We start from the raw sequence: 15,314 nt of genomic DNA, 5'->3' as shown, positions 1-15,314 counted from the left end.
CACCTACTTTTTTTCATATTTATCCCCCCATCTATCCTTCATTATTTTTCTAAACTCATTTTCACGAGCATTCACTCCTGGATTGTATAACGATAGTGCTTTTAGCTCATCTGGCAAAAATTCTTGCTCTACAAAATTACCAGGATATGCATGTGCATATTTATATTCCTTTCCATAATTCATGTCTTTCATTAGTTTGGTAGGGGCATTTCTTAAATGCAAAGGAACCGGTAAATCTCCTGTTTGTTTAACTACTTGTATGGCTTTGTTGATAGCCTCATAACTGGCATTACTTTTAGCTGAATTCGCCAAATAAATAGCACATTGACTCAATAAAATCCTAGCTTCTGGATATCCAATAATCGTGACCGCCTGAAAAGTATTCGTAGCCATAATCAAAGCTGTTGGATTGGCATTTCCTATATCTTCTGAGGCTGAAATTAACATTCTACGAGCAATGAATTTTACATCTTCACCTCCTTCAACCATTCTTGCCAACCAATATACCGCTCCATTAGGATCAGATCCTCTGATGGATTTTATAAATGCCGAGACAATATCATAATGCTGTTCTCCTGTTTTGTCATATCGTACTACATTTCGTTGTACTTTTTCTAACACCAAATCATTGGTAATAACTACTCCTTCTTCTTCAGAAGCAACAATTAACTCAAAAACATTTAACAATTTTCTAGCATCACCACTAGAAACCTGTAACAAAGCATCAATTTCCTTTAATACTACCTTTTTTTTAGCAATAATTTCATCCTCTTGCATAGCACGTTTTAGCAATGCTTCCATATCACCTTTATCAAAAGGATTTAAAACATACACTTGACAACGGGACAGTAAAGCGGGAATTACTTCAAAACTTGGATTTTCGGTAGTAGCTCCAATCAACGTTACCCAACCTTTTTCTACCGCTGCCAATAATGAATCTTGTTGAGATTTACTAAATCTATGAATCTCATCAATAAACAAAATAGGATTTTTTGTAGTAAACAAACCTCCACTTTGCTTGGCTTTGTCAATCACCTCTCTCACTTCTTTTACTCCTGAGTTAATGGCACTCAATGTAAAAAAAGGTCTTTTAGAAGTTTCTGCAATAATATTAGCCAAAGTAGTTTTTCCTATCCCGGGAGGCCCCCATAAAATTAATGAAGGAATCATTCCCCTGTTGATATGATTGGTGAGCACTCCCGTTTTTCCCACAAGGTGTTGCTGACTGATATAATCTTCTAATGTTTTAGGACGAATACGTTCTGCTAAAGGTTGATTCATAAAGTAAATATACGAGTTGTAAAGTAAATGATGAATTGAATTACTTTGCTTATTTTTGATCTCATAAAAATACAGAAACATGGCAACACAAAAAATATCTTTAAACTGGAAAGAAGGCGTACATTTTGAATCTGAAGGACCTGGAGGAAACGTACTTATTGATGGATCTGAAGAAGTAGGCGGACAAGGAAAAGGATTACGTCCTAAAGCCTTAATGTTATCGGCTTTGGCAGGTTGTTCTGGAATTGACATTGCTTCTTTAGTAAAAAAAATGCGTATTGAAATAGATACTTTTGATATTGATGTAGAAGCTGAATTGACGGAAGAACATCCTAAATTTTACCATAAAGTTTGGGTAAACTTCAACTTTTATGGAGACAACCTGAATGAGAAAAAAATAGAAAAAGCAGTGACTTTATCTGTAGACACTTATTGTGGTGTGATGGAAATGTTTAGACAATTTGCTACTGTGGAAACTAAGATTAATTATTTTCCTAAGAAATAATACCTCTCTCCCGAAGCTTCGGGACTCTCAATGACCTAACTAGTGTTTATCAACTATTGGTATTCGAGCAAAATCGAGAATTTTCAATACAAAAAAAAGGGGAAGCTATTCAGCTTCCCTTTTTGTTATTTCAACAGGTTTGTATCAAACCATTTATTCATTAAATATTTTGCCAATTTTAGATATAAAATAGCTTCTAAAACTCCTAAAACATATCCACATAAAATATCTACAGGATAATGTTTACCCATGTATATTCTACTATAAGCAAACAACAATGGATAGATATAAAATAAAATAGTCCATTTAAATTTGTCTTTAAATAGCAAATACATAAAAGTGGTTACTGCCATGGAAGTGGTTGCATGTCCCGATACAAAACTAAAACTTTTTGAGCATTTTAAACTTCTAATTTGTTCCATCACTCCTACTTGCCAACACGGTCTTGGTCTTTCAAAAGAATGCTTGATGATATTTACCAAAACATCAGACAAACCAGCCATAATGCAAATAAACAAGAACATAAATAATCCTTGTTTCCATGTAAATTTTTTGATCAATAAAAAAAGCCAAAAAAGAAAAAGAGGAAGCCAATTTAACGGCTTGGTTATTTGTAACCAAAAAACATCATATGGTTCACTACCAAAATGATTTAGGTATATCAATAATTGTTCGTCAGCATGAATAATAGTCTCTATAAAACCCATTATTTCATTCGTTTTATAGGCCCTGTAAAGTCATCAATACTAGATTTTACATCATCAACCGCATCTTTTACATCTTTGGTTACATCTAAATCTAATCCATTTTTTGTAGCAGAAGTATTGATTTCTCTTTTGATATCATTCGTAGCATTTTTAACCTGATTAATTCCTTTAGCCAATCCTCTTGCTATTTCAGGAATTTTATCTGCACCAAAAAGCATTACTACAAGTAGTAAGATGATAAAAACTTCTGGACCTCCAATAAATAAAAACATATAGTTCAAATTTTATGTTACAAAGATAGTAGGAATAAATGACTTTTTATGGTTTTATGACCCCACAAAAAAAGGTCTCAAAATGAGACCTTTTTAAATAACTAACTTTGCAATTAGCTTAATTTTATTTGATTTTGTTCCATTAAAATATGGATATCTTCATCAATTACTTCTTTTTTAGTATCTGCATAATCTAAAAATTTAGGGTACACAGCATCTAATTCTAACTTGGTTAATTCGTAACCAACATTTTTAGCTCTATAAGCCAATGCTGCTCTACCACTACGTGCTGTTAACACAATAGCAGATTCTGTAACTCCTACATCAGCAGGATCCATAATTTCATAAGTTTCTCTATTCTTAATGACTCCATCTTGATGAATTCCAGATGAGTGAGCAAAAGCATTAGAACCTACCACAGCTTTGTTTGCTTGTACAAACATCCCCATGTGTTCTTGTACCATTTGAGAAGTACTATATAATAATTTTGTATTTACATTGGTATCTAAATCCAAGTATGGATGTTGCTTCATAATCATCACTACTTCTTCTAATGATGTATTTCCTGCTCTTTCTCCAATACCATTAATAGTACACTCTATTTGACGAGCTCCATTAATTGCACCTTCAATTGAATTTGCGGTAGCCAAACCTAAATCGTTATGACAATGACAAGATAATACTGCCTTTTCAATTCCCTTAACGTTCTCTTTTAAATATTTAATTTTAGCTCCGTATTCGTGTGGCAAACAATAACCAGTGGTATCTGGAATATTTAACACCGTTGCTCCTGCTTTAATAACAGCCTCGCAAACTCTTGCTAAATATTCATTATCAGTACGTCCTGCATCTTCTGCATAAAACTCAACATCTTCTACAAAAGTTTTAGCAAACTTAACTGCTGCAACTGCTCTTTCAATAATAGCATCTCTGTTAGAATTGAACTTGAATTTGATATGAGAATCAGAAGTACCAATTCCCGTATGAATTCTTGGTCTAACTGCATGCTTTAAAGCTTCTGCAGCAACTTTGATGTCATTTTCTACAGAACGAGTCAATCCACAGACTGTTGCGTTTTTTACCAATCTAGCAATCGCATCCACAGATTTAAAGTCACCTGGACTTGAAACTGGAAAACCTGCCTCAATGATATCTACCCCTAATAAATCTAAACGCTCTGCAATAATTAGTTTTTGCTCTGTATTTAGTTTACATCCTGGAACTTGCTCTCCATCTCTAAGAGTAGTATCAAAAATCTGTACGTGATCCTTAGCCATTTTAGTTATCTTTTTTACTTTAAGCAAACAAAAATAAGGTTCTAGTAAGGCGGGCAAAACCCTTATTAAATTATCTTTCCCTTAGCCAAAATACACAATAAACCACAAACCTCAACAATTACAAGGGAATACAAACAATAAGTTTACGACACCCAACGTTAAAAATCTGAATATTTTTGTATTTTTGATATAAATTTGGCAATCCTAAACATGAAAAAAGAAAAGAAAAAAGATCCTCTATTTTCACTAATTAAATCTTTAAGCAAATCTGAAAAAAGACAGTTTAAATTATATGCAGGTAGATTAGAAGGAAATACCCAATCTAATTTTATGGCATTATTTGTTCTAATGGACAAATTAAATGTTTATGATGAAAAATTAATTCTAGCAAGAACAGGGATTAAAAAACAACAGATTTCTAATACCAAAGCACATTTATACAGACAAATTTTAATTAGCTTAAGATTAAGTCCTATCCATCAAAATAGCATTACGCAAATTAGAGAGCAAATAGATTTTGCCACTATTTTATACACCAAAGGGCTGTATAAACAAAGTTTGCGTTTGTTAGACAAAACCAAATGTGTTGCTGTAGCTAAAGAACAATATAATTTAGCGTATGAAATTATTGAATTAGAAAAAGTAATCGAATCTCAATACATCACTCGTAGTATGAGTGACCGTGCGGATACTCTGGCTATTGAAGCAAAAAATATCAACCAAAAAAACATGGTTACTAGCAAACTATCCAACCTTGCTTTACAATTGTATAGTTGGTTTTTAAAACATGGATATGCCAGAAATGATGATGATACTCACACCGTAGAGAAATATTACAAAGACAGAATTCCTAAATATAATTTCTCTGAGTTAGGCTTTACTAGTAAAATGTATTTGTATCAAGCCAATTTATGGCAAGGATTTATTACACAAGATTTTTTATCGTGTTACCGAAATTCTCAGAAATTAGTACAGCTTTTTCATGATTTGCCAGACATGAAAAAATTGCATCCTGTATTTTATTTAAAAGCGGTGAATTATTTATTGGAATCTTTATTCTATTTACAAAAGAAAGATAAGTTTAAAGAAATTCTAGATGAACTAACCAAAGAGATCAACGAGGAAAAAATATTCTCATCCGAAAACACCCAAAACCTTTGTTTTTTATATTTATATCAACATAAAATCAACTCCTTTTATTTAACAGGTGATTTTAACAAAGGAACTGATTTTGTTAAAGATGTGTTGATTGAATTAAACAAAACAGATAAAAAAATTGATGCACACCATGTCATGTTATTTTATTACAAAATAGCCTGTATGTATTTTGGTGCAGGAGATTATGAGCATTGTATTTTCTATTTGAACAAAATTATTAAGAACAAAGATTTAAAAATGCGTGAAGATTTACTTTGCTACACACGTGTATTAAATTTGGTTGCTCATTACGAATCTGGAGATGATGAATACATTGAAGAATTAATTAAATCTACTTATAAGTTCTTGTTAAAAATGAACAACTTGTACGAGGTGCAAAGAAAGATGATTAAGTTCTTAAGAAACCTAAGCAACTTATATCCACATGAATTAAGAAAAGCTTTTAAAGAATTATATGAAGAACTAAAAGTTTATGAAGATCATCCTTATGAAAAACGTTCTTTCTTATACCTAGATATTCTATCATGGTTGGAATCTAACATCAAAGGAGTTCCCGTAGAAGATATTGTAAAACAAAAAATACTAAAAGCGAAACATTGAAATACATAGACGACTATTATTATTTAATTCAACTACAATATTTAGGGTTTAGGTTTCATGGTTGGCAAAAACAACCAGAAGTAAAAACGGTTCAAGAATATCTAGAAAAAACCTTGCGTTTTATTTTTAAGCATCAAAATTTTAAAACCCTTGGAGGAAGTAGAACAGATGCAATGGTTTCTGCCAATGATGCTTATTGTCACGTCATCACTAAAGAATTTTACGACACCAAATGGCTAACAAAAGAGCTCAATAAAAATTTACCTAGAGACATCAACATCATTAGCATAAAACAAGTAGATGCTTCTTTTGATATGATTGGAGCCATTAAAATTAAAGAATATCATTATTTATTCTCGCATGGCGAAAGAAATCATCCTTTTGCCGCTCATATGATGGTGGGAAAAACAAACACTTTAGATATTGATATCATGCAGCAAGGAGCAAAGTTGTTTGAAGGAAAGCACAATTTTAAAAAATACACCAAAAAAACTAGTAAAAAAACCATCTATGAACGAGAGGTTTTTAGTTCAGAGATTGTTAAGAATAATTTATACACTGCTAATTTTTTTCCCAAAGAAAGTTACATTTATAAAGTTATAGGACCTGGGTTTATGCATTATCAAATTAGAATGATGATGGGAAGTTTGTTTTTACTGGGAAGTGGAAAAATGGATTTAACAACACTAGAAAAAACATTAAGTGATTGGAATGATGATTTAATTCTTAAAGAAATTGCTCCAGCTAGCGGATTAATTTTACATCAGAACACCTTAAAATAAATTTAATTAGTAATAACACCATTTTACCCTCCGTAATAACACCTATTTTCACTAAACATCAGTAATTTAAGTAGTTTACTCATATTTCCTTTAGTACATTTGAGCCTTTATAGAACAAAAAAACGTACCCCCAAGGAACATCAAATGAGAATAACCAAACTTTACAAAGATTTTTTTAACAGTGAAAAAACAAGCGGACTTATATTAATTGTCTGCACCATTTTATCTTTAACTATTGCCAACTCAAACTCAGGAACAAATTATAATGATTTCTGGCAAATTCAATTTGCGGGTCACAGCATTGTACACTGGATTAACGATGGGTTAATGAGTATTTTCTTTTTACTAATAGGATTAGAATTAGAAAGAGAAATATACCACGGAGAACTTTCTAACATCAAAGATGCACTATTGCCTATTTTTGCTGCTTTAGGGGGAATTATCATTCCTGCTGGAATTTTTATGTATTTTAACATCGGTACAAATACACAATCTGGAGCAGGAATTCCAATGGCAACAGATATTGCCTTTGCTTTAGGGATATTATCTTTACTAGGAAATAAAGTACCTACCTCTTTAAAAATATTTTTAACTGCCTTGGCTGTGATTGATGATTTAGGAGCTATTTTAATCATCGCTACTTTTTACACCAAAACCATCTTTTGGATGAATTTACTCATCGCATTAGGAATTTTTGGAACACTCTTAATTTTAAACAAATTAAAAGTAAAAATTCTAACCATCTATTTAATTGGCGGAGTCGCAATGTGGTATTTTATGCTTAATTCTGGAGTACACGCAACTATTACAGGAGTTTTATTAGCTTTTGCCATTCCATATAGAGACGGAAGGGAGAATTCAGCATCTTACAGACTACAACACTTTTTACACAAGCCAGTAGCTTTTATTATACTTCCTATTTTTGCTTTGGCAAATACTGCCATTATATTAAGTGGAGATATCGGTGAAACTCTATCTCAAAACTACAGTATTGGTATCGCCTTAGGACTTATTATAGGTAAACCACTAGGAATTTTTCTTTTAACTTTTATTGCTGTATCCATAGGTTTCTGTAAACTTCCAGAAGATTTAAGCTGGAAATCAATTATAGGTGTTGGTTTTTTAGGAGGAATAGGATTTACTATGTCTATTTTTATCACTCTTCTTGCTTTTGATAATGATGACATTATTAACAAAGCCAAATTTGTGATTCTGTTATCATCTTTAATTGCTGGCTTAATTGGCTTTATCAGTTTAAAACTATTCTTAAGAAAAGAATATCTAGACACCGAATAACTCACAAACAATTAATTAACAGCTTGTTACTTTTTTAATCTTTTTAAAATTTAATATATTTCATAAAAATAAAACTTGTATATTTGCAGCCGATTACCAAAGAGGTAATCCGCATAATAATCATTTACAAAAATATTAGCATGTATTTATCAGCAGAAAAAAAAGCGGAAATTTTCGCTAAACACGGAAAGTCAGCAACTGACACAGGTTCTACAGAAGGACAAATTGCATTATTCACATACAGAATTGCACATTTAACCGATCACTTAAAAGCCAATAAGAAAGACTACAACACTCAACGTTCATTAGTAAAGTTGGTTGGTAAACGTAGAGCTTTATTAAATTACTTAACTAAGGTAGATATCTTACGTTACCGTGCAATTATCGCAGAATTAGGATTAAGAAAATAATTCAAGATATAAAAAGAGGCTTAATCGCCTCTTTTTTTTTACATTAGACACTTCGCTGAAATTCATTTCAGTGTTACATAAAATAAGAGGTCAGAACAGAGCTTCTGAGTCCATTGTTAACAAAAAACCCTACAACAACACAACATTTTTGTTACACAATAACCGTTGGAATTTCTTATTTAATCCAACATTTAAAACATTTTATTTATGATACCTAAGGTATTTAAAGAAGTTATCGAATTAGGAGACGGAAGAACCGTATCTATCGAAACTGGAAAATTAGCAAAACAAGCTCATGGTAGCGTTGTGGTGCAAATGGGTAAAGCTATGTTACTATGTACTGTAGTTTCTAACTACAAACAATCTGACGTAGACTTTTTACCACTAACAGTAGACTACAGAGAAAAGTTTGCTGCAGCAGGAAAATATCCTGGAGGTTTCTTTAAAAGAGAAGCTAGACCAAGTGATGACGAAGTATTAACCATGCGTTTAATTGACCGTGTATTACGTCCATTATTCCCTAAAGATTATCATGCAGAAACTCAGGTAATGATTCAATTAATGTCTCATGATCCAGAAGTAATGCCAGATGCTTTGGCTGGTTTAGGTGCATCTGCGGCTATTCAATTGTCTGACATCCCTTTTGAAACTCCAATTTCAGAAGCTCGTGTAGGTAGAATTAACGGAGAATTCGTAATCAACCCAACCAGAGCTCAATTAGCTGAATCTGACATCGATATGATGATTGGAGCTTCTGCTGATTCTGTAATGATGGTAGAAGGTGAAATGGATGAGATTTCTGAAGAAGAAATGGCTGATGCAATTAAATTTGCTCACGAAGCAATTAAATTACAATGTGCTGCTCAAGTAAAATTAGCAGAAGCTTTTGGAAAAAAAGAAACTCGTGAATACGCTCAAGCAGAAGAAAACGAAGAATTAGCAGCTCGTATTAAAGAATTAACGTACGATAAATGTTATGCTATTGCTTCTAAGGGAACTTCTAAAGTTGAAAGAACGGATGCTTTTGAACAAGTTAAAGAAGAAGTAAAAGCTACTTTTACCGAAGAAGAATTAGCCGAATACGGAGAATTAATTGGAAAATACTTTAACAAATCTCAAAAAGAAGCAGTTCGTGAATTAACATTGGCTGAAGGTTTACGTTTAGATGGTCGTAAGACAACTGAAATTAGACCTATCTGGGGAGAAGTAGATTACTTACCATCAACTCATGGTTCTTCTATTTTTACTCGTGGAGAAACTCAAGCCTTGGCTACAGTTACTTTAGGAACTTCTAGAGATGCAAATATTATAGACTCTCCAACTCACGAAGGAGAAGAAAAATTCTACTTACATTATAACTTCCCTCCATTTTGTACAGGTGAGGCTAGACCTTTAAGAGGTACTTCACGTAGAGAAGTTGGACACGGAAACTTGGCTCAAAGAGCTTTAAAAGGAATTATTCCTGCTGACTGCCCATACACTGTAAGAGTAGTTTCAGAAGTGTTAGAATCTAACGGTTCTTCTTCTATGGCTACTGTATGTGCTGGAACTATGGCCTTAATGGATGCTGGAGTTCAAATTACCAAGCCAGTTTCTGGTATTGCTATGGGATTAATTTCTGATGGTGATCGTTATGCTGTATTATCTGATATTTTAGGTGATGAAGATCATTTAGGAGACATGGATTTTAAAGTTACAGGTACTGCTGATGGTATTACTGCATGTCAGATGGATATCAAAGTTAAAGGATTGTCTTACGAAATTTTAGTGAATGCATTAAAACAAGCTCGTGAGGGACGTTTACATATCTTAGGAAAAATTACAGAAGTAATTGAAACTCCTAATGCAGATGTAAAAGCACATTCTCCTAAAATGATTACTAGAGTAATTCCTAACGATTACATTGGTGCTTTAATTGGACCTGGTGGTAAAAACATTCAAGAGTTACAAAAAACTACAGGATGTACTATTGTTATTAACGAAGACCCTAAGACTACAGAAGGAATTGTTGAAATTTTAGGAACCAACCAAGAAGGAATTGATGCTGTGTTAGCGAATATTGATTCTATGTTGTTTAAACCTGAAGTTGGTGGATCTTACGAGGTAAAAGTAATTAAAATGTTAGATTTTGGAGCGGTAGTAGAATATACGCAAGCACCAGGAAATGAAGTTTTATTACATGTAAGTGAATTGGCCTGGGAACGCACAGAAAACGTTACAGATGTTGTGAATATGGGAGATGTTTTTGAAGTTAAATACTTTGGAAAAGACCCTAAAACACGTAAAGAAAAAGTATCTAGAAAAGCTTTATTACCAAAACCAGAAGGTTTTAAAGAAAGAGCACCTAGAGAAAATAATGATCGTGGTGGACGTGATAACAGAGGTAGAGACAATCGTAGAGACGATAGAAAACCGAGAGAAGAGAAAAAACCTGAATAGTTTTTAAATTCTTTTTATATAAAACTAAAATCCCTTTCAATTCATTTTGAAAGGGATTTTTTTATATTTTAAATATTGTTCATAAAATTCTTTTATGTTTGACCTTAAATTTTAGAAAAGAAAAATGATTGAATATTATCAAAATAACAAATTAAAACATGAAGAGCTATTACAAAAAACTCAATATCAGTTAAACTGGCTAAGTGCTATTCGTTTTATTATTTTTTGTTCAACATTTGTTTCCATTTATTTGTTCTGGAACAACAAAAACACCATCATAGCATGCTCTATGCTTGGAATTATTCTGTTTGCATTTTTTTTAAATAAGTATCTCAATCTTACCCACAAAAAAAAGCTATTACAAAAGTTAATAAACATTAACTGTACTGAAATAGAAATCATAAAGGGCAACTATTTCCATTTAGATAATGGCGAAGAGTTTATAGATCCTACACATTTTTATAGTCATGATATTGATTTGTTTGGAAGCGATTCTTTTTTTCAATTCATCAACCGAACTGCAACTAAAAAAGGGAAATCTAATTTATCAAAATTATTAACAGATAATACTATTGACAGTATCAAACAAAAACAAGAAGCTATTGAAGAGCTGTCAGAAAAATCAGATTGGAGACAACTATTTTCTGCAACAGCAAGCATCATAGAAATAACCACTCCTGTTGATACCATATTAGAATGGATTGAAAAGCACAAAGCTTTATTCTCTAAAAAAACCATCCCAATTTCTAATGTTTTTTCCTTAATAACTTTGGTTCTTGTTATAGGCTCCTATTTTAATTTACTAGACATAAATTATTTATTTGCTTGGTTCTTTTTAGGAGTCATTGTTTCTGGACTTTATGTAAAAAAAGTAAATATCATTCATAAAAAAGCCACAGAAACTACTGCTACTTTTCATCAATATTATAAAATATTAGAGTTGATAGAAAAGGAACAGTTCCATTCTAATCTTCTAAAAAATGAGCAAAAAAAACTTCATCAAAAAAACCAAAAAGCCTCAGATATTTTTAAAGCTTTTGCCAAAATACTTGATGCTTTAGATCAACGTAACAATATTATTATTGCCCTTGTAAGAAATGGTTTGTTTTTGTCAGACATGAAACAAGCCAGCAAAATTGAAACTTGGATTAGCGAATACAAAAACATTACTAGAGAATGGTTTGATCTTATTTCTTTTTTTGATGCACAAAACAGTTTAGCCAATTTTAAATTCAATCATTCCGATTTTGTTTTTCCTGAAATCACAAACATAGAAACCGTTATTAAAGCTACTAATTTAGGACATCCATTAATTCATAAATCTAAAAGAATATCTAATGATTGTTCAATAGACTCACAATCTTTTTTCATCATCACTGGATCTAATATGGCTGGTAAAAGCACCTTTTTAAGAACAGTTGCCTTAAATATCATGATGGCTAATATAGGGTTGCCAATATGTGCTGATACAATGAAATACAAGCCTATTAAATTAATTACAAGTATGAGGACTGCTGATTCTTTAACAGACAACACCTCTTACTTTTTTGCAGAAATAAAACGATTAAAATTTGTGATAGATACTATTAAAAACGAACCTTATTTTATTCTTTTAGATGAAATTTTAAAAGGAACAAATAGTGTTGATAAAGCCAATGGTTCACATCAATTTATTGAAAAATTAATCGACTCAAAAGCAACAGGAATGATTGCGACACATGATATTAGTTTATGTAGTATTGCCAATACACATTCCGAAATTAAAAACTATTACTTTGACTCAGAAATTATTGATAATGAATTGGTCTTTGATTATCAATTAAAAAACGGAATCTGTAAAAACATGAATGCTTCTTTTCTACTCAAGAAAATGGAAATTATTTAAGAGCAGATTATTCTAACTAGTTAAAAAACAAACAACAACGCTCTTTTTATAATAAAAAGTTACTAAGAAATCAGTAAATTGTATTCATTAATCCAATAACACCATCCGCTATGATTGAAAAAAAATTTCTATTATTCCTGTTTTTTTAGGTTTAATGCTTTCCTGCACAGGTGCTACAGCACAAGAAAATAAAAACATAAAGTCTGTTGAAGAAATAATATCTAAATTAAACCCTCTTGATACTATAAATTTATTAGACTTATCTTATAAAAACATTATAGAATTACCCGATTTATCAAAGTTTAAAGTTAGAAAATTAGATATTTCTCATAACAATTTAGACACCTTAATTCTAAAGAATCTTCCAAAGTATTTGGTTAACTTAGATGTTTCACACAATAAATTAAAAAAAGAATATCTTTTTATTAGTCCAAAAAGTGGCTGTCTTGATTACATCAAACAAATCAATCTATCAAATAATGAAATTGAGGTCATCGGTTTTTCTTTTTTAAGATTTATTGAACGTATTAATGTTTCTAATAACAAATTACATACCATTGGTTTATCTGATGAAAAACTTAAGTATTTAGATATTTCAAATAATAAAAAATTAAGTAATATCGTAAATTTTTTTCCAACAGATATAGATACAATCATAAGAGATCATATAGCTAATGATGCTCCTCTTATAACAAACCCCAAACATCATAGATCTTTAAAAAACTATTTTAGAACATATCCAGCAGAATAAGATTTTAAAAAAATATATGAACATAAATAAAATAACTATAATGATTAAGTACCTATTTTTATTCCTGATAACATCCACCATATATTCTCAAGAAAATGATTATTTTACTGAACGTCTTAATCTTATGAATGGAGTTTTTAACATTCCCGAAGGTTATAAGGTTGAAGGTTCTAATATTGAATATACTTGGTGTTGGGACAATAAAGATGAGGGTGGTATTTTTAGAACTCTTTCCAATACAGATGAAAGCATTTTGATAGGTATTATTATTAATTATGTATCTGAAAAAGATTTAGAAGTTGCTCGTCGTTATAACCCAGAGTGGACAGCAGATACTAATTATATTAATCGATTTAAAAACTTGGCAGATACCATCAATTACCCAGTTAGATATTATGCAACCTCTTATGTAAAAGAAAAATTAAATGCAGACAAGGCTGTGGAATATAGTAGAGGATGTACCAGAAGTTATAAAGAAAAATACACCCATAATAAAATAGTGATGATAGGGAAAAAAGATGTTGGATATATTCAAATTGATTTTTTATATACAGATGCTGCTAAAAAAACTATTTATGATGAAATTGATAAAGTTCTTCCAATGTTGGTGAAATTTAAGGAGTAAATATTTTTATTCTAAAAAAATATATGAACCTAAATAAAATAACTACAATGATTAAGTACCTATTTTTATTCCTGATAACATCTACTATATATTCTCAGGAAAATGATTATTTTACTGAACCTCTTAACAAAATGAATGGTGTTTTTAACATTCCCGAAGGTTATAAAATTGAAGATTCTAATATTGAAGATACTTGGTGTTGGGATGGCAAAACTGATAGTGGTATTTTTAAAACTCTTTCTAAGAAGGATGAAAGTATTTTGATAGGAGTAATTATTAGTTGTCCAGATGAAAATACTATAAAAGTAGCAAGAAAGTACGTTCCAGATTGGACCGCTGACACCAATTATATTAATACTTTTAAAAATATGTCAGATACGATCAATTACCCAGTTCGATATTATGCAACCTCTTATGTAAAAGAAAAATTAAATGCAGACAAAGCCGTGGAATATAGCAGAGGATGTACCAGAAGTTATAAAGAAAAATACACACATAATAAAATAGTGATGATTGGTAAAAATGATGTTGGTTTTATTCAAGTAGATTTTTTATATACAGATGCTGCTAAAAAAACTATTTATGATGAAATTGATAGAGTACTTCCAATGTTGGTGAAATTTAAGGAGTAAACATTTTTTATTCTAAAAAAATATATGAACCTAAATAAAATAACTATGATGATTAAGTACCTATTTTTATTCCTGATAACATCTACCATATATTCTCAAGAAAATGATTTTTTTATTGAGAACCTTAATAAAATAAATGGTGTTTTTAACATTCCCGAAGGTTATAAGGTTGAAGATTCTAATATTGAATATACTTGGTGTTGGGATGGCAAAAATGAAAGTGGAATTTTAAAGACTATTTCTAATACGGATGAAAGTATTGTGATAGGTATTAGTGTTACTTATGCAGATGAAAATACGGTAAAAGTAGCAAGAAGTTATAACCCAGAATGGACAATAGACACCAGTTATATTAATACGTTTAAAAACATGCCAGATACCATCAATTACCCAGTTCGTTATTATGCAATTTCTTATGTACAAGAAAAATTAAATGCAGACAAGGCTGTGGAATTTAGTAGAGGATGTACCAGAAGTTATAAAGAAAAATACACCCATAATAAAATAGTGATGATTGGTAAAAATGATGTTGGTTTTTTTCAAGTAGATTTTTTATATACAGATACTGCTGAAAAAACTATTTATGATGAAATTGATAAAGTTCTTCCAATGTTGGTGAAATTTAAGGAGTAAATATTTTTATTCTAAAAAAATATATGAACCTAAATAAAATAACTACAATGATTAAGTACCT

At 30.9% G+C, this 15,314-nt stretch carries 15 protein-coding genes; 11 read left to right on the top strand and 4 right to left on the bottom strand.

Annotated elements, in window-relative coordinates:
* Positions 1-3: 3 nt before the first annotated feature.
* Positions 4-1,281: a replication-associated recombination protein A gene (locus tag QVZ41_RS13210; RefSeq protein WP_302885106.1), complete on the bottom strand. Its 1,278-nt coding sequence runs from the start codon at positions 1,279-1,281 to the stop codon at positions 4-6.
* A gap of 79 nt (positions 1,282-1,360) precedes the next feature.
* Here QVZ41_RS13210 and QVZ41_RS13205 point away from each other — a divergent pair, with 79 nt between their 5' ends.
* On the top strand, positions 1,361-1,786 hold the full coding sequence (locus QVZ41_RS13205) for an OsmC family protein (RefSeq protein ID WP_302885105.1): 426 nt from the start codon (positions 1,361-1,363) through the stop codon (positions 1,784-1,786).
* Between the two features lie 125 nt (positions 1,787-1,911).
* Here QVZ41_RS13205 and QVZ41_RS13200 read toward each other — a convergent pair whose 3' ends face one another.
* The 3 genes from QVZ41_RS13200 to QVZ41_RS13190 form a co-directional block, all read right to left on the bottom strand.
* Complete coding sequence (locus tag QVZ41_RS13200) at positions 1,912-2,493, bottom strand: phosphatase PAP2 family protein (protein ID WP_302885104.1); 582 nt, start codon at positions 2,491-2,493, stop codon at positions 1,912-1,914.
* Positions 2,493-2,765: a Sec-independent protein translocase subunit TatA/TatB gene (locus QVZ41_RS13195; RefSeq protein WP_302885103.1), complete on the bottom strand. Its 273-nt coding sequence runs from the start codon at positions 2,763-2,765 to the stop codon at positions 2,493-2,495. The genes QVZ41_RS13200 and QVZ41_RS13195 overlap by 1 nt, the downstream gene beginning before the upstream one ends.
* Before the next feature lie 113 nt (positions 2,766-2,878).
* Positions 2,879-4,042 carry a 2-isopropylmalate synthase gene (locus QVZ41_RS13190; protein WP_302885102.1) on the bottom strand — a complete coding sequence of 388 codons (1,164 nt, stop codon included), beginning with the start codon at positions 4,040-4,042 and terminating at the stop codon, positions 2,879-2,881.
* A 210-nt stretch (positions 4,043-4,252) separates the two neighbouring features.
* Between QVZ41_RS13190 and QVZ41_RS13185 the strand changes: the two genes are divergently transcribed.
* The 10 genes from QVZ41_RS13185 to QVZ41_RS13140 all read left to right on the top strand — a co-directional run bounded on the left by QVZ41_RS13185 (position 4,253) and on the right by QVZ41_RS13140 (position 15,253).
* Positions 4,253-5,800, top strand: a complete 1,548-nt coding sequence (locus tag QVZ41_RS13185; RefSeq protein ID WP_302885101.1) for a hypothetical protein — start codon at positions 4,253-4,255, stop codon at positions 5,798-5,800.
* On the top strand, positions 5,797-6,582 hold the full coding sequence (locus QVZ41_RS13180) for a tRNA pseudouridine synthase A (RefSeq protein ID WP_302885100.1): 786 nt from the start codon (positions 5,797-5,799) through the stop codon (positions 6,580-6,582). The genes QVZ41_RS13185 and QVZ41_RS13180 overlap by 4 nt, the downstream gene beginning before the upstream one ends.
* Before the next feature lie 144 nt (positions 6,583-6,726).
* Complete coding sequence (gene nhaA / locus QVZ41_RS13175; protein WP_302885099.1) at positions 6,727-7,878, top strand: Na+/H+ antiporter NhaA; 1,152 nt, start codon at positions 6,727-6,729, stop codon at positions 7,876-7,878.
* A gap of 140 nt (positions 7,879-8,018) precedes the next feature.
* Positions 8,019-8,288, top strand: a complete 270-nt coding sequence (rpsO, locus tag QVZ41_RS13170; RefSeq protein WP_302885098.1) for a 30S ribosomal protein S15 — start codon at positions 8,019-8,021, stop codon at positions 8,286-8,288.
* A 207-nt stretch (positions 8,289-8,495) separates the two neighbouring features.
* On the top strand, positions 8,496-10,727 hold the full coding sequence (locus QVZ41_RS13165; RefSeq protein WP_302885097.1) for a polyribonucleotide nucleotidyltransferase: 2,232 nt from the start codon (positions 8,496-8,498) through the stop codon (positions 10,725-10,727).
* Between the two features lie 124 nt (positions 10,728-10,851).
* Positions 10,852-12,612, top strand: a complete 1,761-nt coding sequence (locus QVZ41_RS13160; RefSeq protein ID WP_302885096.1) for a MutS-related protein — start codon at positions 10,852-10,854, stop codon at positions 12,610-12,612.
* A gap of 154 nt (positions 12,613-12,766) precedes the next feature.
* The gene (locus QVZ41_RS13155) at positions 12,767-13,363 is read left to right on the top strand and encodes a hypothetical protein (RefSeq protein ID WP_302885095.1); all 597 of its coding nucleotides are present in this window, start codon (positions 12,767-12,769) and stop codon (positions 13,361-13,363) included.
* Positions 13,364-13,403: 40 nt separating this feature from the next.
* A complete protein-coding gene (locus tag QVZ41_RS13150) occupies positions 13,404-13,988 on the top strand; it encodes a hypothetical protein (RefSeq protein ID WP_302885094.1) in 585 nt (194 codons plus the stop codon).
* Between the two features lie 47 nt (positions 13,989-14,035).
* Positions 14,036-14,620, top strand: a complete 585-nt coding sequence (locus tag QVZ41_RS13145) for a hypothetical protein (protein ID WP_302883459.1) — start codon at positions 14,036-14,038, stop codon at positions 14,618-14,620.
* A gap of 48 nt (positions 14,621-14,668) precedes the next feature.
* Entirely contained in the window at positions 14,669-15,253 is a 585-nt protein-coding gene (locus tag QVZ41_RS13140) for a hypothetical protein (RefSeq protein WP_302883458.1), read from the top strand.
* Positions 15,254-15,314: the final 61 nt, after the last annotated feature.

It is taken from the genome of Wenyingzhuangia gilva (genome assembly GCF_030519655.1).
Taxonomy (GTDB): Bacteria; Bacteroidota; Bacteroidia; order Flavobacteriales; family Flavobacteriaceae; genus Wenyingzhuangia; species Wenyingzhuangia gilva.
Note: the sequence above shows the minus strand (reverse complement) of the source record. Positions and strands in the feature narration are given on the sequence as shown.